The following is a 23,916-nucleotide window of genomic DNA, read 5'->3' as shown; positions in this document are numbered from 1 at the left end:
CATCAGCCAAGCGTCACATTGACCGATGCTTCTTCACCATCCCGTACGACGGTGACGGACACGCTGTCGTCCGCCTGAGCGATCATGCGACGCAGCTGCTCTACCCCGCGAATCACCTTGCCGTCGACGGCAACGATGATGTCGCCCGCCTGAATACCGGCTTCGGCGGCCGGACCAGTGGCCTGCTGCACCACCACACCGCCCGGCAGTTGGGCTTGCTGCTGTTCGTCCGGGCTCAGCGCACGCACGGCGACGCCAAGACGCGGACGGTTCTGTGGCTGCGGCTGTTCCTGCTGCTGCTCGCGCGGCGCGGCCGACGCGAGGTCCGACGCTTGCTGCGCGCCCACCGTCACCGACAGCTTGCGTTCACCGCCGTCGCGCCACACGCTGATCGTCGCTGCGCTGCCCGGCGATAGCTGCGCGACCTGACCGATCAATTCAGTGGTGCTACCAATATGCTTGCCGTTCACGCCGACGATCACGTCGCCCTCGCGCAAACCGGCTGCCTGGGCAGGGCCGTTCGGATCGACCGAGCCCACCAGTGCGCCGCCCGCCGGGTTGAGGCCGAGCGCCTTGGCCTTGTCGGCGCTGAGCGGTTGCACGCCCACGCCGATGCGGCCGCGGCTCACGTGGCCGGTGCTCACGAGCTGGTCTTTCACGTGCATCGCCGCGTCGATCGGAATCGCGAACGAAAGGCCCTGGAAGCCGCCGGTGCGCGAGTAGATCATCGAATTGATGCCGATCACTTCGCCGTTCAGGTTGAAGAGCGGACCGCCCGAGTTGCCCGGATTGACCGGCACGTCGGTCTGGATGAAGGGGATCGGGCTATCGTCGGAAAACGAGCGCGATTTCGCGCTGATGATGCCCGAGGTCACCGTGCTGTCGAAGCCATACGGCGAGCCGATTGCCACGACCCATTCCCCGACCTTGCTGCTGTCCGGGTTGCCGATCTTCACGGTCGGCAGATTGGTCGCATCGATCTTGACCACCGCGACGTCGGTGGCCTTGTCCTTGCCGATCACGCGGGCGCGGAACTCGCGGCCGTCGGTGAGCTTCACGCTCACGCTGGTCGCGCCGTCGACGACGTGATTGTTGGTCAGAATGTATCCGTCCGGGCTGATGATGAAGCCCGAGCCGAGCGCTTCGCCGCCACTCTTGCGTTGACCGTTTTCGTCGACCGACGGGGCTTCTTTCACGCCGATGTGCACGACCGCCGGGCCATAGCGCGTCACGATGCTCGAGAAGTCCGGCGCCGACGAGCGCGATCCGACGATATCCGCCGCCGCATGCAGCGACGACGTCGGCCCCTGCGCGTCGCTCACGGACGCATCGGCATTGCGATGGCTGAGCGCATACGCGCCGCCGATTGCGAGGACAACGCCGATCGCAGCGCTACCGCGCCAATAGGTTTTGGTGGTCATAGTCAGGGAATGTTGCGGAGGGTTACATGGGGATGCGTAATGTAGTGGCCTCCACTTAAAGCAGGCTTAAAGATAGTGTTCGATCAGAATGCGCGCGCACGCCTTGATTTAGGGGCTATTCGCGCGTCCTGCGCGTTCTATCCGATAGATGCGCGTGCATCTTTCGCCCGCGGAGACAACGGGTGCGACGTCCCTTAATCGTGCCCCACCCGTGATTTCCCCAGGATTGACCCCGTCAACGCCCGTCCCGATAATAACCATATCGTGGACTCCGTATCCACAATATGGACACAAAGCTCTTTCAACACTTTTCGCGAGTCATTGCCCAATGCCACCCGCCGATCAAGCCGACCTGACGCCGTATCAGCTGCCGTTCCCGAAGGAAGCACAAAAGGAAATCGTCGTGCCCTTCGCGATTCCGACCGACGAAAAAGTGTGGGTCCCGCAGGCCGAAAACGTGTCGTTCCGGCCGCTGTGCCTGAATGCATCGCAGGGGTACTGGATGAACCTGCTGCGCGTGCGCCGCTCGGGCGTGCTGAGCCGGCATCGTCATCCGCAGGCCGTGCACGGCATGGTACTCAAGGGCCACTGGCGTTATCTCGAGCATGACTGGGTCGCAACCGAAGGCAGCTACGTCTACGAGCCGCCGGGCGAAACGCATACCTTATATGTGCCCGAGGACGTCGAGGAAATGATCACGTACTTCCAGGTCAACGGCGTGATGTTCTATTGCGATCCATACGGCAACTACACGGGCTACGAAGACGTATTCACGAAGATCGACATGTGCCGCAAGCATTACGCGGCGGTCGGTCTCGGCGAAGGCTACGTCGACCAGTTCATCCGCTAAAAAGCCGCGCGGGCTTCCAACAGCACCAACAATGACGACGCGGCAATACCAACCGGCACGGCAACACCATTCCCACACAGCAGGACACATTGCGCAGGAGACACGCATGCTTCAGAAGTCGCAGCGTCTGAAACGTATCCAGGTCGTCGCCGTTGCCTTTCTGACGGTCGCGGGCATCGTCAATTATCTCGACCGCAGTACGTTGTCGATCGCGAATCATCTGGTCAGCGAGGAATTGCATCTGTCCGCTTCGCAGATGGGACTGTTGCTGTCCGCATTCTCATTGTCGTACGCGTTTGCGCAGTTGCCTGTCGGCGCGCTGCTCGACCGTTTCGGTTCGCGCGTGATGCTCGGACTCGGCATGCTCGTGTGGTCGATCGCCCAGGTCGCGGGTGGTTTCATCCAGACGCTCAATCAGTTTCTGACCGCGCGCGTCGTGCTCGGCATCGCCGAGGCGCCGCTATTTCCGGCCGGCGCGAAAGTCGTCAGCGAATGGTTCGCGGTTCGCGAGCGCGGCACGCCCATCGGTATGTTCATCTCGTCGTCGACCATCGCGCCGATGATCGCACCGCCGCTGCTCACGGTGCTGATGCTTGCCTTCGGATGGCGAACGATGTTCGTCATCATGGGCGTGCTCGGCATTGTCGTCGCGCTTGCGTGGTACGTCGTCTATCGCAATCGCAGCGAAATTGCCCTGATCGAAGCAGAAACCGCGCATCTGAACGAAGGCGCAACCGGTCAGGAAAGCCCGCAGGGCCTCAGCTGGTCCGAGTGGGGTGCGCTGTTCAAGCTGCGCAATACGTGGGGCATGATCTTCGGCTTCATGGGCGTGATCTACATGGTGTGGCTCTATCTGACGTGGCTGCCGGGCTATCTGGAACGCGAGCGTCATCTGAGCATCGCGCACACCGGCTGGCTGGTTGCGATTCCGTACGTGTTCGGCACCATCGGCATGGCGAGTAGCGGTGTGATCGCCGATTACCTGCTCAAGCGCGGCATGGCGCCGATCCGCAGCCGCAAGTGGCCGCTGTGCGTCGGCCTCGTCGGCGCGGCCGCGTTTACCGTACCGGCCGCCTACACGCCGAGCACCACGCTCGCCATCGTCTACGTGTCGCTCGCGATGCTATTCGTGAACCTCTCCAGCGGCAGCGCATGGGCGCTCGTCAGCGTCGCCGCGCCGCGACATCTGGTGGCGTCGCTCGGCAGCATGCAGAACTTCGGCGGCTATCTGGGCGGCTCGTTCGCGCCGGTGATCACCGGCATCGTCGTCGATCGGACGCATTCCTTCGTCAACGCGCTGCTGATCAGCGCGGCCGTCGCGTTCGCGGCAGCGCTCGTCTACCTGTTCGTGGTGAAGGAAGTGGCGCCCGCGCCGCTCGCGAAATCGATCGAGACCCAACCCACCTGATGCGGCTCTTTTCATGACATTCCAGAACCAGCTACTCGAAGGCAAGAGCGCGCTCGTGACCGGCGGCTTGTCCGGCATCGGCGCGGCGATCGCCAATGCGCTCGCGCAACTCGGGGCGCATACGGTGGCAGCCGGTTTGCCGCTGCCCGAAGGCGCACCCGACACGCTGCATCGGGAGATCGCGCGCGTCGCGCTAGATGTACGCTCGGGCGACGCTGTAAGCGCCGCGTTGAACGCATTCGAGCGCCTCGACATCGTGGTCAACTGCGCGGGGGTGATCAGCCGCGTGGACGAACATCGGCTCGACGTGTTCGAACGTGTGATGGATATCAATCTGAACGGCACGATGCGCGTGTGCGCGGCCGCGCGCGAATTGCTCAAGGCGTCGGCGGGCTGCATCGTGAATACGGCGTCGATGCTGAGTTTTTTCGGCGGTGGTCTGGTGCCCGCTTACAGCGCGAGCAAGGGCGCGGTTGCGCAACTGACGAAGTCGCTCGCGATCGCCTATGCGGCCGACGGCGTCCGCGTCAATGCGATCGCGCCCGGTTGGATCGCAACGCCGCTTACGCAGGCGTTGCAAGACGACGATGACCGCTCGCAGACGATCCTCGAGCGTACACCGCTGCGTCGCTGGGGCACGCCCGAAGAAGTCGCACAGGTCGCGGTGTTTCTGTGCACCCCGGCGGCGTCGTTCATGACGGGCGCGATCGTGCCGGTGGACGGCGGGTATCTCGTCGCGTGACCGAGTTGGGCGCAAAGCGCTTGCATCGAGCGGCGCCACACGCGTTTGATACCCTGAATCAAGGCATAATCGCAGACCCCTGCCCTGCTTCTGTGTGATGACCCGTTCCGCTTCCACACCCTCTTCTCGCGCTGGCGCGGCCCGCGATATTGCTGTCGAGCACGACGACAATAGAATCGACACCAAGGCCATCGCCGGCGCCGCCGCGTTCTCGAAGTTCATCGCGGTGCTACAACTGATCGCCGACGCGCAAACGCCGCCCAACGTCGGGAAACTGAGCGCGGCGAGCGGCTATCCTCGCCCGACCGTGCATCGCATCGTCGCCGCGTTGCAGGCGGAAGGGCTGATCATCGCTAGCGGCAGCGGCAACACCTTCGGCCTCGGACCGCGCCTGATCAATCTCGCGAGCCATAGCTGGGAGCGCTCGGACCTGCGGCTCGCGGCCGTCGATGCGTTGACACAGTTGCGCGACCTGACATCGGAGACGATCCATCTCGCGGTGCCGAGCCAAGGCGAGATGGTCTACATCGAAAAGCTCGAAAGTCCGCACGCGGTGCGCATGGCCTCGCGCATTGGCACGCGCGTATCGCTGACGTCGAGCTCGGTCGGCAAAGCGTATCTGGCGACGCTGAGTGCGGCCGAGCGCGAGGCGCTGCTGAAAAACGCGCCACTGCGGCGTTTCACCGAGCACACGCTGACCGATCTCGACGCCGTGCGCCGCGAGATCGATGCGACCGCGCAACACGGCTACGCGGAAGATCGCGAGGAGAACGAAGTGTCGATCTGCTGTTACGGCGCCGCGATCCGCGGCCCCGACGGCCGCGCGGCCGGCTGCGTGAGCATCAGCATGCCGACCTTTCGTCGTCGCGACGATGTGCAAGCTACTTACATCGAGCCGCTGCTGGCGGCCTGCCGCATGATCGCGGCGCGGCTGGGGCCGGCGAGCGGGAGATAGCGGACTATGCTGCGGCCTCGCGGCCGCGCCCGTCGATAAACTGCTATTCTTGCTGTCGCGCGGCCGCTCTGGCCGCCCGCCGCGTGCAAGCGGCAGACCCCGACAGCCTCCCGGCGCCGCTCGCGCGGCCGCCTTCAAAGACAGGAATACGCATGTTCGGCTTTCTGCGCGGCTACTTTTCCAACGACCTCGCGATCGACCTCGGCACGTCGAACACACTGATCTACATGCGCGGCAAGGGCATCGTGCTCGATGAGCCCTCGGTCGTGTCGATCCGCCAGGAAGGCGGGCCGAACGGCAAGAAGATCATCCTCGCCGTCGGCCGCGAAGCGAAGCAGATGCTCGGCAAGGTCCCGGGCAACATCGAGGCGATCCGCCCGATGAAAGACGGCGTGATCGCCGACTTCAACATCACTCAGCAGATGATCAAGCGCTTCATCCAGATGGCGCACGAGGCACGGCTCTTTGCACCCTCGCCGCGGATCATCATCTGCGTGCCGTGCGGTTCGACCCAGGTCGAACGCCGCGCGATCAAGGAGGCCGCGCATAGCGCGGGTGCCTCGCAGGTCTATCTGATCGAAGAGCCGATGGCCGCCGCAACGGGCGCGGGCCTGCCGGTGTCGGAAGCAACGGGTTCGATGGTCGTCGATATCGGCGGCGGCACGACCGAAGTCGGCGTGATCTCGCTCGGCGGCATCGTGTACAAGGGCTCGGTGCGCGTCGGCGGCGACAAGTTCGACGACGCGATCGTCAACTACATCCGCCGCAACTACGGCATGCTGATCGGCGAGCAAACCGCCGAGGCGATCAAGAAGGAAATCGGCTCCGCGTTTCCAGGCTCCGAAGTCATGGAGATGGAAGTCAAAGGCCGCAACATGTCCGAGGGCATTCCACGCAGCTTCACGGTGTCGAGCAACGAAATCCTCGAAGCGCTGACCGATCCGTTGAACCAGATCGTGTCGTCGGTGAAGATCGCACTGGAACAGACGCCGCCGGAACTCGGCGCCGACATCGCCGAGCGCGGCATCACGCTCGCGGGCGGCGGCGCGCTGCTGCGCGACCTCGACCGCCTGCTCGCCGAGGAAACCGGCTTGCCGGTGTTCGTCGCCGAGGCGCCGCTGACCTGCGTCGTGCGCGGCTCGGGCATGGCGCTGGAGCGGATCGAAAAATTCGGCAGCTCGTTCTCCTATGATTGATGCGCGTGCCGAACACTGAGCGATGACGACCCTGCCCGCCTACGAGCCGCCCGTCGATGAAACCGAGCTGCTGCTGAAATGGATTCGCCGCGCGCGCGAATCGCAGATGAGCCATTACGACATGGCGGATCTGCTGTCGGCGCGCGAGCGCCGCATGGGCTGGCTCGTGACCGCGCTGACCGCGCTCGTCGGCACGGCGGTGTTCGCGTCGCTGAGCGCACCGCCGGTGTCGATCGAGATGCGGATTGTCGTTGGTCTCGTCAGCGTGGCGGCGGCGATTTCGGCCGCATTGCAGACTTTCCTGCGCTATGCGGAGCGTGCCGAGAAGCATCGCGCGGCCGGTGCGCGCTACGGCGCGGTGCGCCGGCGGCTCGAAGCGGTATTTGCCGGCGACGCCGATGCGCGCGAAACGCACTACCTCACCGCGATCCGCACCGAACTCGACCGGCTCGCCGAGGACTCGCCGAACGTACCGCCGAGGATCTTCTATCGCACGCAGCGCACCTTGCTGGCAGACAGGCCGCGTCGGCGCGATGCGTGAAACCCGCAGACGGTTTTCCGTTTCCGGTTTCAGATCACAAATCGTCCGCGCTGATACCCAGCTCCGTCGCCATGCGACGCACGACGGTCTGCAGCCGGGTCACTTCCTCGGCGAGACGCTTCTGCTCGGCCCTCAGCGCCTCGAATGCGGACAGCGGCACGCTGTCGTCCTCGGCGATCGTGGACTGCGCGGCTTCGCTGATGCTGACCTCACCGCATAGCAAATGCATCCAGCGCGGCTCGCGCTCGCCCGCCATGCGCGACAGTCGGACGACGCGGGGCGGATCGTGCGCGGCAAGCTCGTCGAGGAACGCCTCGACCGACGAAATGTCCGCGAAGCCATGCAGGCGCGCGCTGTTCAGGCGCAATTCGGCGGCCGTCTGCGGGCCGCGCAGCAGCAGCGTGGTCAGCAGCGCAATCGACTGTCCGGGCAGCCCGAGCACGCGGTTCATGTTGTGCTCGAAGCGCGGCACGCGGCTGCTGCTGGCCTCGAACACGAGGCTCAGGCGTTTCAATCCGTCGATGGCGGTCAGCACCTCGGCCTCGGTCGCGTTGATCACCGGCGCGCGGCCGGTCTTCTGATTGCAGCCGAGCGTCAGCGCGTTCAGCGACAACGGATAGCTGTCGGGTACCGTGTGCTGTTTTTCGACGAGCACGCCGAGAACACGTCCTTCGAGCGCGGTCAGCGCGCGCAGCGAGGGTCGGGAAGGAGCGTCGGGAGTCGAATTCATGGGGATACGAAGTCTCGTGGAAGATGCGCGCGCCGCTCGCGGCTGGATGGCGCGTTCTGTCAGGTAGGCACTATGATAAACGCGGCGCACCGAATCGCGAGCCTATCGATGATCGCGCGGCGGCAGCGGCCCAGCCCGCGCGCGGGAAAAATCCGCCACATCTGCTAGTGTGAGTGAATCAGCATTCTGTTTCGTGGAGCATCCATGCGGACCACAAGCTCGAGATCGAGCGACGATGCCCGGCTGACCGACACGCAGATCGCCGCCGAAGCGACGCGCCGATTGGCCTGGGACTCGGCCGTCCCGCCGCATGCCGTGTGCGTGAAAGTCGCGCGGGGGCGTATCACGCTGTCGGGCGAGCTTCAGCGCGAAGCACAGCGCGTCGCGATGCTCGAAGACGTGACACGGCTGTTCGGCGTCACCGCGATCGCGGACCGCACGGTCGTCCGAACGGCCTGACATGGCCCAGGCGCACCAGCCGGACCAGGCGGATCAGCCCTCGCCTGCCTCCAGCAGTTGCCGACAATGCCGCGCGATCTGCCTTTCCTCCTCGGTGTGCAGCACCCTCACCTTGCCCGCCGGATCGTTCTCGGCGAGCCCCACGAACGCGAGCCCATCGCACACGCGCCGTCGCACCTCGGCGCTGTGCTCGCCGATGCCGCCGGTGAAAACCAGCAGATCGATGCCGCCAAGCAGTGCCGCGTAGCCGCCGATGGTCTTGCGCACCGCGGTCGCAAAGGCATCGAGCGCAAGCGACGCCTGCGCGTCGCCGGCCGCCGCGCGTTTTTCAAGCGCCTGCATGTCACTTTCGCCGTCCGCGTAACCGGCCAGCCCGCTATGGCGATTGAGCAGCGTTTCGAGCGCATCGGCGTCGAGCCGTTCCGTGCGCATCAGATACAGCAGCACGCCCGGATCGAGGTCGCCGCAGCGTGTACTCATCGGGATGCCGCCGGTCGGCGTCAAGCCCATCGACGTATCGACCGATCGACCATCGAGCAGCGCGCACACGCTCGACCCGTTGCCCAGATGCGCGAACACCGCGCGCGACGGCAACGCCGCGCCAAGTTGCGCGACCAGCGATTCGTACGACAGCCCATGAAAGCCATAACGGATCACGCCGGCGTCCGCGTAACGGCGCGGTATCGCGAGTTGCGCCGCGCGCGGCGGCAGCGTCGCATGAAACGCGGTGTCGAAGCAGGCGAAATGCGCGGCGTCGCCGAAAATTTGCGTGGCTTCGTCGATCAGCGCCAGTGCCGGCGGGATATGCAGCGGTGCGAAGTGCAGCGCGTCCTGCAATTGACGGCGCACATCGTCGGTGATGCGCTGGTGCGTGCGCAACCGCGGCCCGCCATGCACGACGCGATGCCCGACCGCGGAGGGGCGCGCATGATGCTGTCGCACGAGCACCTGCGAAAGCTTCTGCAGCGCCACGGTCTGCGATTCGAGCGTGGGCTCCTGCTGCAACAGCACGCGGCCATCGGCCGCTTTGATCCGCAGACGGCCGTCGTCGCGGCCGATGCCCTCGGCCGCGCCTTCGAGCAGCAGCGTTTCGTCGTCGGCCGAGCGCGTGAAAAGCCCGAACTTCAGCGACGACGAGCCGCTGTTGAGCACCAGAATCGTCCGTTCCTGATCGTGGTTGTGCATCGCGCGTCCTCGCTTAGCTTTTCCACGTCCAGTTGCGGATTTCCTCCTTGTCGATGCCTTCCGAGTGAGCGTACGCGAGATGCTCGATGATCTGCCCGCGCAGCCACTCCTTCGTATGATCGCCGACGCCACGCAGCGCCGTCACCCGGTCGATCGCATCGATCGCAAGCGTGAAGCGGTCGATGCCGTTGATGATCGCGAGTTCGAGCGGCGTGTTGATATTGCCCTTCTCGCGATAGCCATGCACGTGAATGTTTTCGTGATTCTGGCGGTTGTACGTGAGCTTGTGCACGAGCGACGCATACGAGTGGAAATTGAAAATCACCGGTTTGCTGGTCGTAAACAATGAATCGAAATCGCGGTCGGACAGTCCATGCGGATGCGCACGCTCGGGCATCAGGCGGAACAGATCGACCACGTTGACGAAGCGGATCTTCAGCGTCGCGAAACGCTCCTTCAGGATCTGCACGGCGGCGAGCGCTTCCATCGTCGCGATGTCGCCCGCGCACGCGATCACGACGTCCGGCTCGACGCCCTGATCGGTCGATGCCCAATCCCAGATGCCGATGCCCTTCGTGCAATGCGTGACGGCCGCATCCATGTCGAGGTACGTCAGATGCGGCTGCTTGTCGGACACGATCACGTTCACGTAGTCGCGCGAGCGCAGGCAGTGATCGGCGACGCTCAGCAGACAGTTGGCGTCGGGTGGCAGATAGATACGCACGATGTCCGGGCTCTTGTTCGTGACCACGTCGAGAAATCCGGGGTCCTGGTGCGTGAAGCCGTTGTGATCCTGGCGCCACACGAGCGACGTGATCAGCAGATTGAGCGACGGTACCGGCTGCCGCCAGCCAAGATCGCGCTTGGCTTTTTCGAGCCACTTCGCGTGCTGGTTGAACATCGAGTCGATCACATGCACGAACGCCTCGTAGGTCGCGAAGAGTCCGTGGCGACCGGTCAGCACATAACCTTCGAGCCAGCCTTCGAGCGTGTGCTCGCTGAGCATTTCCATCACGCGGCCATCGGGCGACAGGTCCCCGCCATCGGCGTCGCTCGCTTCGAGCCCGGCGAGCCAGGTCTTGCCCGACGCCTCATAGACCCCTTGCAGCTTGTTGCTCGCCGTTTCGTCGGGACCGAACAGCCGGAAATTCGACATGTTGTTGCGCATCACGTCGCGCAGGAAGGTGCCGAGCACCGCGGTCGGCGACGTATAGTCCGCCGCCGGTTTCTTCACGGCCACCGCGTAGTCGCGAAACGGCGGCATGGCCAGCATCTTGCACAGCAGCCCGCCGTTCGCGTGCGGATTCGCGCTGATGCGGCGGGCGCCTTCGGGCGCGAGCGCCCGCAGTTCGTCGACGAGCCGGCCGTTCGCGTCGAACAGCGTCTCGGGCCCATAGCTGCGCAGCCATTCCTCGACGATCTTCAGACTCTTGCGGTTGGTCACCGGATCGAGCACCGGCACCTGATGCGCGCGCCACGATCCTTCCACCTTGTGACCATCGACTTCCTTCGGCCCGGTCCAGCCTTTCGGCGAGCGCAGCACGATCATCGGCCAGCGCGGCCTCGTCGTATCGTTGTGCTGCCGCGCATGCTGCTGGATCGCGCGTATTTCGCCGATGCATCGTTCGAGCGTCGCGGCCATCTGTTGATGCATCGTGTCGGGATCGTCACCTTCGACGAAATACGGTTTATGGCCGTAGCCGACCATCAATGCTTCGAGTTCTTCACGCGGAATGCGCGCGAGCAGCGTCGGATTGGCGATCTTGTAGCCATTCAGATGCAGCACCGGCAGCACCGCGCCATCGCGGATAGGGTTCAGAAACTTGTTCGAATGCCACGACGTGGCGAGCGGGCCGGTTTCCGCTTCGCCATCGCCGATCATCACGGTGACGATCAGTTCCGGGTTGTCGAACGCGGCGCCGTAGCCGTGCGACAGGCAGTAGCCGAGTTCGCCGCCTTCATGAATCGAGCCCGGCGTTTCCGGCGTGCAATGGGAGCCGATGCCGCCCGGGAACGAGAATTGCCGGAAAAAGCGCTGCATGCCGGCTTCGTCCTCGCTGCGATCCGGATAAATCTCCGAGTAATGGCCTTCCAGGTAGCAATGCGCGAGGCTCGCCGGCGCGCCGTGACCGGGACCGGACAGAAAGATCATGTCGAGGTTCAACTTGCGGATCAAGCGGTTAAGATGCACGAGCACGAAGCTCTGGCCGGCGTCAGAGCCCCAGTGGCCGAGTAGCCGGTTTTTGATGTGCTCGGGCTTTAGCGCTTCGCGCAGCAGCGGGTTGTCGCGCAAATAGATCATGCCGACCGACAGGTAATTGCACGCGCGCCAGTAGCGATCCATGTTGCGCAGCGTGTCGTGGTCCAGCACGTGTGGCGGGGTGGGTTGCGAGGTTGCTTCGGCCATGGCGTCACTCCTCGAGAAACGACTGTCAAGCTGGTTGGCGGACGATGCGGTAATGAACGGGTGATGGGCTCGCACGAATCGGCGGGGGATGGTTCGATGCGATCGAAACGAAGCCGCGGTGCGCGAGTCGAATGTACTAAGCTGCTCAAACGGGGGGCGAATGCCTCCTGCTCCTCACAGTATGTCGCGCTGAATGTGGCATTCGTACTGCATTTACGTTGCGCGACCTGCGTTCCTTTCGGGTTCCTTCGTCTCAGGTCAATGGCCGTTATGTCGACATCTCCCAGTGCGATCAAAGTGCTCGTGGTCCTGGTCCTTACGTTGGTGGTGCTATGCGTCGCAGTCGCCATACCGATCGGCATATTCGGGCTGCTGGTCAAGCTGTTCGGCCACGGCTAGCGCAGCGGCGCCCGGGCGTTCGCTAGTTGCCCTTCGCGCTCCGCAACAGGGTTTGCACGTCGACCTCCGCTAACTCGCCGATCCGCCCGAGCGTCACGTCCGCGGGCGGGTTGCTCGCGATTTCCTTCGGATCGAACGCATAGTGCCCCTGACGCGGGAACACCGTCGTCAGTTCCGCGCCCCATGCCTTCTTCATCGCGCTCAGAATCCGCAGCTTGTCGTCGACCATCACGTAATGGCGCGCCGGATAGCACTCCATCACCTGATCGAGCATCAGCTCCTTGTGGATATAGATCAGCACGCGCCCGTCGACTTCGTCCCACAGGCCCGAGCGCGAAATCTTGCGCGGCTGGAATACGACGTCGCCATCCGACAGGATCACCGTCGGCCCGTGCTTGCCGACATGCCGCAGCGCGTCGAGCGCACCCGGATAGAGCCGGTTCGCAAACGGATACTCGATCAGGAACGACGACATCAACAATAGGCGCGTGTCGCGTGGATGCTCGGTGCGGTAGCGTTGCAGCGCGCCGAGGTAGTCGGCATAGCCGAGTTCGCCGCGCAGATTCTCGAAAATTTCCCAGTAGCGCGCGCTGTTCTCTTCGCCGAACTGGCCCATCATGTGGGTGCGCAGATCCTGCAACACGTGATCGTTGTCGAGCAGCGTGTTGTCGCAATCGAACAGAAACACGACATCGTGCGGCGTAGCGGAGGTGACTGGCATCGCGGCTCCTTGCGGCGGTTTCGCGGTTGAGGGTTCGCCGGACCGGCGTGATCGCGGACTCGCGAACGCCGTGGCTACTTTAGCCCGCCGTCCGGCGCGACCGGTTTTTCCGCGTGGCCGCCGAAATCGTGCCGCATCGCCGACAGCACGCGGTTCGCGAAATCGGCTTCGCCGCGCGAACTGAAACGGGCGAACAGCGCCGCGCTCAACACCGGCGTCGGCACGCCTTCGTCGATGGCCGCCGCGACCGTCCAACGCCCTTCGCCCGAATCCGACACGCGGCCCGCGTAGCCTTGCAGGTCGGTGTCGCTTGCCAGCGAGCCGGCGATCAGGTCGAGCAGCCACGAGCCGATCACGCTGCCGCGCCGCCATACCTCGGCGATATCCGCGAGATTCAGATCGTACTGATACAGCTCGGGGCGACGCAGCGGCGAGGTCTCGGCGTCGGCTTCGCGCGCGTGCCGACCGGCGTCGGCATGGCGCAGCACGTTCAGGCCCTCGGCATAAGCGGCCATCAAGCCGTACTCGATGCCGTTATGGACCATCTTGACGAAATGCCCCGCGCCTTGCGGGCCGCAATGCAGAAAGCCCTGCTCGGCGGTGCTGGCACCCGCCGCGCGGCCCGGCGTGGCACTCGCCGTGCCCGCGCCCGGCGCGAGTGTCGAGAAGATCGGTTCGAGCCGTTGGACGACCTCGGCCTCGCCGCCGATCATCAGGCAGTAACCGCGCTCGCGCCCCGCGACGCCGCCACTCGTGCCGACGTCCACATAGTGCAGTTGGCGCGCACCGAGTTGCTGGCCGCGGCGAATGTCGTCGTGGTAGTACGAGTTGCCGCCGTCGATCACGACGTCGCCCGGCTCGAGCAGCGGCACGAGCTTGTCGAGCGTCGCGTCGACCACGGCTGCGGGCACCATGAGCCACACCGCGCGCGGCTTGTCGAGCTTCGCGACGAGATCTTCGAGCGAGCTCGCACCGGCGACTCCTTCCTGCTTCAGCCTGTCGACCGCGGCCGGCTGCACGTCGTACACGATGCACTGCTGAGCGCCCTTCGTCAGGCGCCGTACCATGTCGGCGCCCATCCGTCCCAATCCAATCATGCCTAGCTGCATAGCTCGCTCCGAAAGATGCTGCGTTGCGCGTTGAGATTGTCTGCTCGTCGTGTTGCGGCGGCGTGGCTGCCCTTAAGCATAGGCGCTGTGTCGCGAGGTACGCCGAAGCGCGTCGTAGCAAGCCGCACTTTCTTGCAGAGGCGCGGCGCGGCTCGAAGTTCCGCGCGACCGGCGGCGCGACGCATCCGCACGAACGCGCGCGCCGCCGGCATCGGTCATTCGCTACGCTCGGGCACGCGCACACCGCGGCGCGCGGCCAGCTTCGCGTATTGCGCAGACGCGAAGCGCATTAGCGCGCGCCACATCAGCCCATAGCGATAACCGGGCACCGCGAACAGCACCAACGCGCACAGCGCCAGCAGCCCGCAGAACAGGAAGGTGCCGCGATAGCTGAATGCCTGCACGAGCAGCCCCGAGAGCACGCCCGACAGGATCGAGCCGACCCGCGCCGCATTGAAGAACAGCGCGGTCGCGCGGCCGGGCGAATGCGGCATCAGGTCCTGCACGTACGTCATGCCGAGGCACGAGGTCACGGCGACCACGAAGGCGTTCAACATCTGCATCGGGATCAGCACGCTGACGTTGCCCGCCAGCGACATCGCGACGAAGTACACCGCATGCACGGCCGCGCACGCGGCAAGCCAGTTCAGCTTGTGCAGCGACGAGGACTTCGCGCCGAGCGCGAGCATCATCGGGATTTCGGTCAGCGCGCCGAGGCCGAGCATCACCGACACGTCGAGATGCGTGCCGTTGAGTCCGTGCACGATGTAGAGCGGCAGCACGATCATCGTCGCGTTAGCGGCGAGGCCGAGCAAGGTCAGCGCGGTCACCGAGCGCAGGATGTCGTTCGCCGACGCGACCGGCAGGGTTTCGTGCGCGTCCTCGCCGGGTTGCCTGAGCGGCGGCACCGTGATCGACGCGGACGGCTCCGATGCGGTGTCCTCGACCGTGTGATCGCCGAGGTGGCTTTGCGGCTCCTGCATGCGCCAGACGATGAAGCCGCAGGTCGCGAAGCTCGCGGCCGCGAACAGGAACAGACCAGTGAAGCTGGTGGCGGCGAGCACCAGCGCGCCGACCGACGGCCCGAACACCCATGCGGCCGAGAGGATCGTGCGCAGCGTCGCGCTCGCGAATACGCGCTCGGCAGGGTCCGGCACCGGCAGCGCCGCGCGGCTGAACGAGAACACCATCGAGATCGCCGAGCCGCCCGCGCCGATGAACACGATGCCGACCGCGAGCCGCAGCCGGTAATCGCGCACCACGCACAGACACAGGTAGCCGAGCGCGGCCGCGATGAGCGCCGCCAGCAGCAACGGTCGATGCCGCCCGCTCCTGTCGCTCCAGCGCCCGGCGAGCGTACTTGCGAGCACGCCGCTCGCGGCGATCAGCGTCATGAATACGCCGAGCCGGAACGGCGTCATGCCGGCGCGTTCGATGCCGAACAGAGACAGATACGGGGCGGTGAAGGACATCGCCACACCGAGCATCAGCGTGGCGGCGGCGAGCGGCTTGAAGCCAGGAATGCGAAGCAGGTCGAAAAAACGCGCAGTTTTCAACACGGGGACGGTGGGTCAGGTGGAGCGAGCCGCGATGCGCATCAGAGCGCTCGAAGGCACGATTGGCGCCGCAGGTTCGGGGCCGGAACGACCGGGGCATTATCGACCCGGAGCGCGGCCCGCGTAAACCCGCGAAGCGCTGTCCCAATTCCGGGACGCACCCATGTCGGGACCCGATCAGCGCAAAACACTGGTGACTGGCGATGCAGCCAGCATGAAACGCCGCCATGACGAACTTGCGCTCGATCACACGTCTGCGCGCGGCAATCCTCGCTCCAGCGCGAGCGCATCACACCACGACATAGCCGCGCTGTTCGAGCGTCCAGCGGTGCCACCGGTTGCCATACGCGCCGCACGCGAACGCGAACACGATCGACAGCACGAAGCCGGCCAGATCGGCGGCCTCGCCCCACAGACCGATGCCGAGCAGGATGACGTTGATGCCGAGCATGACGAACGCGGCGAACCACATTCTCTTCGACAGTGCCCAGATAAAGCCGAGCAGGCATGCGCCCCAGCTGAAGCCGGTGGCGACCGCGATCGCGTCCTTGTGTTGCGGATGTTGCAGATAGATTCGTGCGTTCATTTTTTGCGGGGTTCCGGGCGATGACGCGGCGCGTCGATCGGTCGACACGCGCGCACCGCTTTTTAACATGCCGCGGCGAGACGGCGCGCAGCGGCGGCGCACGGCCGCTTCGCTGACGATCCGCGGCATAGCTGCTACGCTTGGCAGATCACGATCAGCAGCGGAGCAAGCATGACCTTCCCGACAGCTTATTCCCCGCAAGCCCCGACGCGCGCCGAACTCGACGCGCTGCCCGGTGCCACCGTCGTCGAATTCGGTACCGACTGGTGCGGCTATTGCCAGGGCGCCCAGGCAGCGATCCGGCAGGTGCTCGCGCCGCATGCGGGCCTGCGGCATCTGAAGATCGAGGACGGCCCCGGCCGCCCGCTCGGGCGCTCGTTCAAGGTCAAGCTGTGGCCAACACTCGTGCTGATGCGCGACGGCGCCGAGGTCGCGCGCGTGGTGCGGCCGCGCAGCGCCGAGGATATCGAAGAGGCGTTCGCGTCACTCTGAGATTCGACATCCGTCATGCGCCAGGCCATCCATCATTTGAGCGTCCAGGCTCGCGGCCGCGGCCTGGTTGAATTTACCGACGACGCGCGCCGCTTCGTCGACGATACGGGCATCCGTACCGGTCTGCTCACGCTGTTTTGCCGGCACACGTCGGCGTCGTTACTGATCCAGGAGAATGCGGATGCGTCGGTGCGGCGCGATCTGGAGCGCTACTTCGAGACCCTCGCGCCCGAAGACGCCGCGCGCTACGAGCACGACACCGAGGGCTCCGACGACATGCCCGCGCATCTGCGCACGGCGCTCACGCAGGTGCAGCTGTGCGTGCCCGTCGAGCATGGCAGGATGGTGCTCGGCACATGGCAGGGACTGTATCTGTTCGAACATCGGCGCGATCCGCAGCGGCGCGATATCGTGTTGCATCTGCTCGGCCAATGAAGTTCGCTGTCGCATTCACCCGTCGCGCAGAGGAAGCCGTACCGCATCGAACGGAGCCTACCCAACGGAGCACACGTCATGGACACCCGTAGCGAGCTGCAAGCCACCGTCAACGCGATGGTTCAACCGGGCAAAGGTCTTCTCGCCGCCGACGAAAGCGGCCCGACCATCGCCAAACGCTTCAAGACGATCGGCCTCGAATCGACCGAGGAAAACCGCCGCGCCTATCGCAACCTGCTGCTGACGACGCCCGGCCTCGGCGAGTTCGTGAGCGGCGTCATCCTCTACGAGGAAACGCTCGGCCAGAAAGCCGACGACGGCACGCCGTTCCCGCAAGTGGCCGCGGCGAACGGCATCGTGCCCGGCATCAAGGTCGACCTCGGCAAGGTGCCGCTCGCGCTCGCGCCCGGCGACGAGATCACCGAAGGCCTCGACGGCCTCGCCAAACGCTTCGCCGATTACAAACGGCAAGGCGCGCGCTTCGCGAAGTGGCGCGCGGTCTACAACATCACGGCGAGCCTGCCGAGCCGCGTCGCGATCGAGGCGAACGCCGATTCGCTCGCGCGCTATGCGGCGATCAGCCAGGAAGCCGGCATCGTGCCGATCGTCGAACCCGAGGTGTTGATGGACGGCGATCACACGATCGAGCGTTGCGCGGAAGTCACCGAGGCGGTGTTGCACGAGGTGTTCGATGCGCTGCATCGGCATCGCGTGGTGCTCGAACATATCCTGCTGAAGCCGAGCATGGTGCTGGCCGGCTCCGAGCATCGGCAACCATCGAGCACGGCGGATATTGCGGCCGCGACCGTGCGCGTGCTCAAACGTATGGTGCCCTCGGCGGTGCCCGGTCTCGTGTTTCTGTCGGGTGGACAGTCGCCCGAGGAGGCCACCGCCAATCTCGATGCGATGAACCGGCTCGGCGCGCTGCCGTGGAATCTGAGCTTTTCGTACGGGCGCGCGTTGCAGGAGCCGCCGTTGCAAACGTGGCGCGGTCAGCCGGGCAACGTGAAAGAAGCGCAGCAGGCGTTGCTCAAGCGCGCGCGCCTGAATGGCGCGGCCGCGCTCGGCAAGTATGACGCGGCGATGGAAAAGGATTGAACGCGGGCGCGGGCTTTGCGGGCGCAACGGCAATAGGCTTCCAGCGTAGGTCCCCGTCCGCGCACAACGTCCTCGCCGCATAGGCTATCGGCATTCACTCGTTGTCGGATCCCAGCGCGGCCTCATAGTCCTGCCCGCCATGGAAGACGCCGACGATGGAAACGGCCTCGCTATCCAGCAGGTACGCGATGATGGTGCGCTTGCGAAAGTGGGTGATCCTCAGCCCCGGTAAAAGATCATCCCGCGCAACACCGCGTGCTGCGAAGGTCTGAAGCTTCATGCAAAAGTCGACGATCGCATCGACGTATCGTTCGGCGGCAAGCGGTGCGCCGGCCTCGGCGATGCGCTGTTCAAGCGCCTGCAGCTGCGCCAGCGCCTCGGGCGCAAACTTGACGCGCCAATTCATCCGCGGCGCGCTCGCGACTTTCGCAATTCAGCACGGACCTCGTCCGCCGAGAGTCCCCTCTCAGGATTGTCGCGAAGCGCCTTTGCGGCCGGGACCACCTCTTCACGCAGCCAGGCTTCGATCGCGCGGTCCCGCTCGCGAAGAACACGAAGCGCGTCGCGCAGCACTTCACTGTCCGACGCATAGTCGCCGCGAGCGACCTTTTCCCGCACGAACTCAGCCATCTCGTTGGGTAGCGTGATACTCATCTGCTGCGTGGTTCGCATAGCAGCCTCCTTGAATAGGATTTAATCCTACTCGCCCAGACCGGTATTAGCAACACGACGCGTTGGACACATTCCATCAAACCCCTGCCCCGCTGCCCCACGCGCCACGCTCTGGCGGAACCGCGCCCCACAGAAAAACGGCCGGAGCCGACGCGCCGGACCCTACCCGACGCGCGGCGCCAGCCGCCCTACTGCCTCACTACACTGCGCCTACTGCCCCTTCGTATCGCTGCTCGCGTCGGCGCCCGGCATATTCGTCGTGTCGTTCATGGGCTTCTTCATCTTCGAATGCTTTTTCATGTGATGGTGCGTCGAAGGCGTGGCGGTTCCCATTGCGCCCGCATCGCCGCCCTCGCGGCTCGAGGTCGCGGCATTGGTGTTCGGGTCGTTGCCGGCCGGACCCCCGCCGCCTCCCCCACCGCCCGCGCCTTGGGCCATCGCGAGCGACGAAGCCGCAAGCAATGTGGAAACGAGCACTGCGTGTCTGATCTTCATGGCAATTCTCCTGGGTGTCGAGAGTGTCGAAAAGAAGTGGGCGCGTGCTTGCCGTACGCGCATACCTCGCGCATCTTTTCAGCAAGCGTTGTGCCGCAGCACAGCAGGACAGGAAAGGCAGATGGACGCGACGCGCTGAAACGGTGCCGCGGCTTCAGGTGCCGCACGCCACCAGCGCATGCAATTCGTCGATATTGAACGGCTTGGCGAGTATCGCGATGCCGAGCCGACGCGCGCGGTCGAGCTCGTCGGCGTAACCGGTCATCAGCGCGATCTTCTGCGATGGCCACGCGCTGCGGATCTTCTCCGCCAGATCGATACCGTTCAGCTTGCCCGGCATCTGGATGTCCGACAGCACGAGCTCGAAGCGCTCGCCGGCGTTCAGCACGTCGAGCGCGAGATCGGCGGTCGGCTCGTGACGCACCTCGCAGCCGAAGGTTTCGAGCACCGCGGTCACGCCTGCCGCGACGTCCTCGTTGTCCTCGACGAGCAGCACGATCCCGGCCACCGTCGGCAGCGGCTCGCGCGCGTCGGCGCCGGCTTGCGCGCCGCGCTCACGATAGCGCGGCAGCAAGATACGCACCGTCGTGCCGCTGCCCAGCACGCTGTCGATCTTCGCGGTGCCGCCTGCCTGCTCGGACATCGACAGCACCTGGGCGAGCCCGAGGCCCGTGCCGGAGCCGCGCAGCTTGGTCGTGAAAAGCGGCTCGAACGCGCGTCGCACGACTGATTCGGGCATGCCTTCGCCGTCATCCGAACAGGCGATCAGCACGTACTCGCCGTCCGGCAGCAGCGTATCGCTGCTGCCCAGCCGGATGTCCTGGCAGCGGATCACGAAGTGACCGCCGTGCGGCATCGCATCGCGCGCGTTCATCGCGATGTTCATGATCGCGAACTCGAGATCGGTCGGATCGACGAGCACCTGCCACAGCTTCTCCGGCATGCGCAGCGCCAGCTCGATCGTGTCGCCGAGCGTCGCGTCGATCAGCGGCGCGGCGGCCGGCAGCCAGCGCGTGAGCTCGACGGCCTCCTGCTTCAGCGGCTGCTTGCGCGCGACGCTCAACAGACGCCGCGTCAGCGCTTGCGCGGTGGCGGTGGCACGCTCGACCGCGTGCACTTCCTTCTCGAGATCGTTGTAATGCTTGAGCCGCGCGAGCTCGGTGTTCGCCGACACCACCATCAGCAGATTGTTGAAATCGTGCGCGACATTGGCGACCAGATTGCCGAGCGCGCCCATGCGTTGCAGCTGCCGGGTCGACGCCTCGACCGAAAGACGCATCGCGACCTCGCCCTGCCAGCGCTCCCACGCGCGCCGCTGCGCTTCGAGCTGACGCAGCGAGTACAGCACGAGCCCCCAGATCGCGATGCAAGGCAGCGCCGTGAGCGCCGCGATCAGCAGGAAGTGTGCGCGCCACGCCGCCACGATCGACGACGTCGCGTACGCGCTCATCACATACAACGGATAGTCGCCGACGCGGCGAAACGCGAGCAGCCGCTCGACACCGTCGACGGTCGAATTCAGACGCACGTGACCGAACAGCTGTTTGTCGCGCAACGCGGACAAGAACGCGCTGTGCATGGTCGGCCTCGCGCCGGGCGGCCACGGCGGATAGCGCACCAGCAGGTTGCCGTCCTGCCGGTACAGCGCGAGTGCGAGCGACCGATCGCCGTTGGTCAGCTCGCGATAGAAGCGCGAAAAATAGTCGTTGCGCAGCGCCACCGTGACCACGCCGAGAAACTGCCCGTCCGCGCCGGAGCGGCCGATCGCCGTGGTGAATACGTCGATCTTCGATAGCTTGCCGAACATCGGCAGCGAAAAATACGGCTGCGGACGGATCGCCTTGGCGGTGAGAAAGTCGTCGCGATGAGCAATCGTCATGGGCGGCGCGGGATACGCGAAGCTCGACGCGAGCAGCTCGCCGTTCACGCCGAGCAGCGAGATCGATGCGACCTGCGGAAAATCGCCGCCGATGCTCTGCAGACGATCGTGCAATTCGCGCTCGCGCGCGCGGATCTGCGCATCGTCGGAATCGCCGAGCAGCTCGATCACGCGCGAGGCCATCTGCCGGTTCAGGTCCAGCACCTTGACGGCCTGCTCATCGGCTACGCGCGCGAGGCGGTCGATCATATCGTTCGCATCGGAGATTCGGCGCTGGTAGTCGAAGTAGCCATAGCCGACGAGGCAGGCCAACGGAAACACGATCGACACGGCCAGCACGATCAGCAGCATGCGCCGCGTCATCGCGAAGTTGCGCGACGGCATCGGCACATCGACTGCGACACGTTCTGCACGCTGCACGGTCACCACTCCATGAAATTGCATACGGTCAGGCAAGGCATTGCCTACCCGTTCGCACGCCGCTACGCACATCGCTGTTCGCGTGCTAATTCCCCTGTCTCGGAATTTACCCCAACTCGGCCTATCTTCCCAAGTTAAGCGACACCATTACGTCGACGCCGCGCGCAGGCACAGCGATTGCTGCCTTCTCGCTGCTTGACGGCAAGCCCGCTTCCGGCATCGCTCGCGACACGTTTGCGAGCCCTCCACGAGCCCTTCCTTTCGCGAGGCCTCACCATGTCCACGACTGCCCGCCGCGTCGCGCGGCTATCGGAATTGCCGACGGACCGCGCCGTGCGCGTAACGGTGGACGACACGCCGATCCTGCTCGTGCGCGATGGCGACACCGTGCGGGGGTACTCAGCTGACTGCCCGCATGCGGGAGGCCCGCTCGAAGAGGGCGCGCTGTGCCACGGCCGGATTATCTGTCCCTGGCACAAGGGCACCTTCGACGTCGCGACCGGCAACGTGCTGGAGCCGCCCCCCTTGCTGCCGCTCGATCGCTACCCGGTCACGCTCGATGGCGAGGACGTACTCGTGTCGGCGGAAAAAATCACGCGCCCGGAAGCGGCGTCGCACACGTCAGCGGAAGATGCCACCGCACCGGAAAAACATTACGTGGTGATCGGCGCGGGCGCGGCCGGCGCCGCCGCCTGTGCCGCGCTACGCGAGTTCGGCTTCGAGGGACGCGTCACGCTGATCGGCGACGAAGCGCACGCGCCCTACGACCGCACTTCGCTGAGCAAATTCGTCCCGTCGTTTGAAATGGCGCCCGCCGACGTGCCGCCGCTGCTGCCGCCCGACTGGCTGCATACGCACGGCATCGAGCGGATCGTCGCGAAGGTCGCGCGGCTCGACGTGCCCGCGCGCACGATCCATTTCGAGGCCGGCGCGGCTGGTGGCGGCCAGCAAAGCATCGAGCCGCTGACCTACGACACCGCGCTGCTCGCGACCGGCAGCGTACCGAAAGTGCCCGACATTCCCGGCTGCGAGCTCGGCGGGGTGCACGTGCTGCGACACCTCGACGATGCCGCCGCGCTGATCGACGCGCTCGGCGACGACGCCTCGCAAACCCGCGTGGCGATTCTCGGCAGCAGCTTCATCGGCCTCGAAGTCGCGTCCGCGTTGCGCAAGCACGGCGTGCCCGTCACCGTGATTTCGCGCGACACGGTGCCGTTCGCCAAACAGTTCGGCGAGCGCGCGGGGCAGATGTTTCGCGCGCTGCACGAAAGCAACGGCGTGAAGTTTTATCTCGACGCCAAGGTCGCCTCGCTCGAGGGCGAGGAAGGCAACGTGCATGCGGTGATGCTCGACGGCGGCGAGGCCATCGCCGCCGATGTGGTGTTGCTGGGCACGGGGGTTGCGCCGGCTACCGGGTTTGTCGAAGGACTGCCGCTGCAGCAGGACGGCGGCGTGATCGTCAATGCCGGCATGCACGCCGCCTGCGGTCTGTATGCGGCCGGCGATATCGCCGCGTTCTCGCTGCACGAGAACCAGGAGCCGGTGCGTATCGAACATTGGCGCGTCGCGCAGCAGCATGCGCGCATCGCCGCGCAAAACATGTGCGGTGCGCGTAATCGTTATGTCGACGTGCCGTTCTTCTGGACCTATCACTACGGCAAGAACTTCGAATACCTCGGCCACGCGAGCGAGTGGGATGAGATCTTCATCGATGGCGACGTCGATCATCACCGGTTCATCGCGCTGTACGTGCGCGACGGCAACGTCGACGCGGTGCTCGCCTGCGAGCGCGAAGCGCTGACCGCACGGCTTTCCGACGCGATGCGTGGCGGCCTGTCGCGCGCCGACGCGCTCGCCATCATGGGCGCGGCGGCGCCGGACGCAGCGGCGCGCGGCGCACCGGAACCGACCGCGTCATGACGATGCGCACGAGGATCGTGAGCGATCCGACGTCTTGCCGTTCAATCTGAAACAAGGAGCCAACATGACGACACACAAGGAACAGCATCCCCACTCGGAAAAGAGCGAAAAGCAGATCGACAAGCAGGTCGAAGACAGCTTCCCCGCTAGCGACCCGCCTTCGACGGGCGGCACGACCAGGATCGAGCCAGAGCGGGACAAGGAGAAGGCGGAGCGCGACAAGCCCGCCGGTCAATAGAC

Annotated in this window: 24 protein-coding genes; 12 read left to right on the top strand and 12 right to left on the bottom strand. The window is 65.2% G+C overall.

Translation table 11 applies throughout. The features are described 5' to 3' along the window. Positions 1 to 2 precede the first annotated feature (2 nt). On the bottom strand, positions 3 to 1,421 hold the full coding sequence (locus BJG93_RS22120; RefSeq protein ID WP_027196377.1) for a trypsin-like peptidase domain-containing protein: 1,419 nt from the start codon (positions 1,419 to 1,421) through the stop codon (positions 3 to 5). A gap of 328 nt (positions 1,422 to 1,749) precedes the next feature. Here BJG93_RS22120 and BJG93_RS22115 point away from each other — a divergent pair, with 328 nt between their 5' ends. The 6 genes from BJG93_RS22115 (at position 1,750) to BJG93_RS22090 (ending at position 7,113) form a co-directional block, all read left to right on the top strand. Beyond that, on the top strand, positions 1,750 to 2,271 hold the full coding sequence (locus BJG93_RS22115) for a 2,4'-dihydroxyacetophenone dioxygenase family protein (RefSeq protein ID WP_027196376.1): 522 nt from the start codon (positions 1,750 to 1,752) through the stop codon (positions 2,269 to 2,271). A gap of 106 nt (positions 2,272 to 2,377) precedes the next feature. Then, positions 2,378 to 3,679, top strand: a complete 1,302-nt coding sequence (locus tag BJG93_RS22110; RefSeq protein ID WP_027196375.1) for an MFS transporter — start codon at positions 2,378 to 2,380, stop codon at positions 3,677 to 3,679. Between the two features lie 13 nt (positions 3,680 to 3,692). Next, on the top strand, positions 3,693 to 4,421 hold the full coding sequence (locus BJG93_RS22105; protein WP_027196374.1) for an SDR family NAD(P)-dependent oxidoreductase: 729 nt from the start codon (positions 3,693 to 3,695) through the stop codon (positions 4,419 to 4,421). Between the two features lie 97 nt (positions 4,422 to 4,518). Beyond that, a complete protein-coding gene (locus BJG93_RS22100; protein WP_027196373.1) occupies positions 4,519 to 5,376 on the top strand; it encodes an IclR family transcriptional regulator in 858 nt (285 codons plus the stop codon). A gap of 152 nt (positions 5,377 to 5,528) precedes the next feature. After that, positions 5,529 to 6,572, top strand: a complete 1,044-nt coding sequence (locus BJG93_RS22095) for a rod shape-determining protein (protein WP_027196372.1) — start codon at positions 5,529 to 5,531, stop codon at positions 6,570 to 6,572. Between the two features lie 22 nt (positions 6,573 to 6,594). Further along, complete coding sequence (locus tag BJG93_RS22090; protein WP_027196371.1) at positions 6,595 to 7,113, top strand: SLATT domain-containing protein; 519 nt, start codon at positions 6,595 to 6,597, stop codon at positions 7,111 to 7,113. A 34-nt stretch (positions 7,114 to 7,147) separates the two neighbouring features. Here BJG93_RS22090 and BJG93_RS22085 read toward each other — a convergent pair whose 3' ends face one another. Beyond that, on the bottom strand, positions 7,148 to 7,843 hold the full coding sequence (locus BJG93_RS22085; protein WP_027196370.1) for a YceH family protein: 696 nt from the start codon (positions 7,841 to 7,843) through the stop codon (positions 7,148 to 7,150). A gap of 204 nt (positions 7,844 to 8,047) precedes the next feature. On the opposite strand from BJG93_RS22085, the gene BJG93_RS22080 reads away from it, so the two are divergent. Beyond that, positions 8,048 to 8,302 carry a BON domain-containing protein gene (locus tag BJG93_RS22080; RefSeq protein WP_027196369.1) on the top strand — a complete coding sequence of 85 codons (255 nt, stop codon included), beginning with the start codon at positions 8,048 to 8,050 and terminating at the stop codon, positions 8,300 to 8,302. Positions 8,303 to 8,335: 33 nt separating this feature from the next. On the opposite strand, the gene BJG93_RS22075 is transcribed toward BJG93_RS22080, so the two are convergent. The 6 genes from BJG93_RS22075 to BJG93_RS22050 form a co-directional block, all read right to left on the bottom strand. Then, the gene (locus BJG93_RS22075; RefSeq protein WP_027196368.1) at positions 8,336 to 9,487 is read right to left on the bottom strand and encodes an acetate/propionate family kinase; all 1,152 of its coding nucleotides are present in this window, start codon (positions 9,485 to 9,487) and stop codon (positions 8,336 to 8,338) included. 13 nt (positions 9,488 to 9,500) lie between these two features. Further along, a complete protein-coding gene (locus BJG93_RS22070; protein ID WP_027196367.1) occupies positions 9,501 to 11,894 on the bottom strand; it encodes a phosphoketolase family protein in 2,394 nt (797 codons plus the stop codon). A gap of 421 nt (positions 11,895 to 12,315) precedes the next feature. Beyond that, entirely contained in the window at positions 12,316 to 13,014 is a 699-nt protein-coding gene (locus BJG93_RS22065; RefSeq protein WP_027196366.1) for an HAD family hydrolase, read from the bottom strand. Between the two features lie 74 nt (positions 13,015 to 13,088). Next, a complete protein-coding gene (gene gnd / locus BJG93_RS22060; RefSeq protein ID WP_027196365.1) occupies positions 13,089 to 14,123 on the bottom strand; it encodes a phosphogluconate dehydrogenase (NAD(+)-dependent, decarboxylating) in 1,035 nt (344 codons plus the stop codon). 215 nt (positions 14,124 to 14,338) lie between these two features. Beyond that, positions 14,339 to 15,682, bottom strand: coding sequence for a sugar efflux transporter (locus BJG93_RS22055; RefSeq protein ID WP_027196364.1), 1,344 nt, complete (start codon positions 15,680 to 15,682; stop codon positions 14,339 to 14,341). A 286-nt stretch (positions 15,683 to 15,968) separates the two neighbouring features. Beyond that, positions 15,969 to 16,265, bottom strand: a complete 297-nt coding sequence (locus BJG93_RS22050; protein WP_027196363.1) for a DUF2628 domain-containing protein — start codon at positions 16,263 to 16,265, stop codon at positions 15,969 to 15,971. A 171-nt stretch (positions 16,266 to 16,436) separates the two neighbouring features. Between BJG93_RS22050 and BJG93_RS22045 the strand changes: the two genes are divergently transcribed. The 3 genes from BJG93_RS22045 to BJG93_RS22035 all read left to right on the top strand — a co-directional run bounded on the left by BJG93_RS22045 (position 16,437) and on the right by BJG93_RS22035 (position 18,290). Further along, positions 16,437 to 16,757, top strand: a complete 321-nt coding sequence (locus tag BJG93_RS22045) for a thioredoxin family protein (protein WP_027196362.1) — start codon at positions 16,437 to 16,439, stop codon at positions 16,755 to 16,757. A 15-nt stretch (positions 16,758 to 16,772) separates the two neighbouring features. Further along, complete coding sequence (locus tag BJG93_RS22040) at positions 16,773 to 17,192, top strand: secondary thiamine-phosphate synthase enzyme YjbQ (RefSeq protein ID WP_027196361.1); 420 nt, start codon at positions 16,773 to 16,775, stop codon at positions 17,190 to 17,192. Between the two features lie 78 nt (positions 17,193 to 17,270). Further along, entirely contained in the window at positions 17,271 to 18,290 is a 1,020-nt protein-coding gene (locus tag BJG93_RS22035) for a class I fructose-bisphosphate aldolase (protein ID WP_027196360.1), read from the top strand. 94 nt (positions 18,291 to 18,384) lie between these two features. Here BJG93_RS22035 and BJG93_RS22030 read toward each other — a convergent pair whose 3' ends face one another. The 4 genes from BJG93_RS22030 to BJG93_RS22015 all read right to left on the bottom strand — a co-directional run bounded on the left by BJG93_RS22030 (position 18,385) and on the right by BJG93_RS22015 (position 21,756). Next, positions 18,385 to 18,696, bottom strand: a complete 312-nt coding sequence (locus tag BJG93_RS22030) for a type II toxin-antitoxin system RelE/ParE family toxin (RefSeq protein WP_027196359.1) — start codon at positions 18,694 to 18,696, stop codon at positions 18,385 to 18,387. Continuing rightward, on the bottom strand, positions 18,693 to 18,962 hold the full coding sequence (locus BJG93_RS22025; protein WP_027196358.1) for a type II toxin-antitoxin system ParD family antitoxin: 270 nt from the start codon (positions 18,960 to 18,962) through the stop codon (positions 18,693 to 18,695). The genes BJG93_RS22030 and BJG93_RS22025 overlap by 4 nt, the downstream gene beginning before the upstream one ends. A gap of 210 nt (positions 18,963 to 19,172) precedes the next feature. After that, complete coding sequence (locus BJG93_RS22020) at positions 19,173 to 19,457, bottom strand: hypothetical protein (protein WP_027196357.1); 285 nt, start codon at positions 19,455 to 19,457, stop codon at positions 19,173 to 19,175. Between the two features lie 154 nt (positions 19,458 to 19,611). Next, positions 19,612 to 21,756, bottom strand: a complete 2,145-nt coding sequence (locus BJG93_RS22015) for a hybrid sensor histidine kinase/response regulator (protein ID WP_027196356.1) — start codon at positions 21,754 to 21,756, stop codon at positions 19,612 to 19,614. 276 nt (positions 21,757 to 22,032) lie between these two features. Between BJG93_RS22015 and BJG93_RS22010 the strand changes: the two genes are divergently transcribed. Both BJG93_RS22010 and BJG93_RS22005 read left to right on the top strand, forming a co-directional pair. Beyond that, positions 22,033 to 23,676 carry an FAD-dependent oxidoreductase gene (locus tag BJG93_RS22010; protein ID WP_027196355.1) on the top strand — a complete coding sequence of 548 codons (1,644 nt, stop codon included), beginning with the start codon at positions 22,033 to 22,035 and terminating at the stop codon, positions 23,674 to 23,676. 64 nt (positions 23,677 to 23,740) lie between these two features. Continuing rightward, positions 23,741 to 23,914, top strand: coding sequence for a hypothetical protein (locus tag BJG93_RS22005; protein ID WP_167544175.1), 174 nt, complete (start codon positions 23,741 to 23,743; stop codon positions 23,912 to 23,914). Positions 23,915 to 23,916 lie beyond the last annotated feature (2 nt).

The sequence above is a fragment of the Paraburkholderia sprentiae WSM5005 genome, assembly GCF_001865575.2.
GTDB lineage: Bacteria > Pseudomonadota > Gammaproteobacteria > Burkholderiales > Burkholderiaceae > Paraburkholderia > Paraburkholderia sprentiae.
This window is presented reverse-complemented; position numbering and strand designations above follow the sequence as displayed.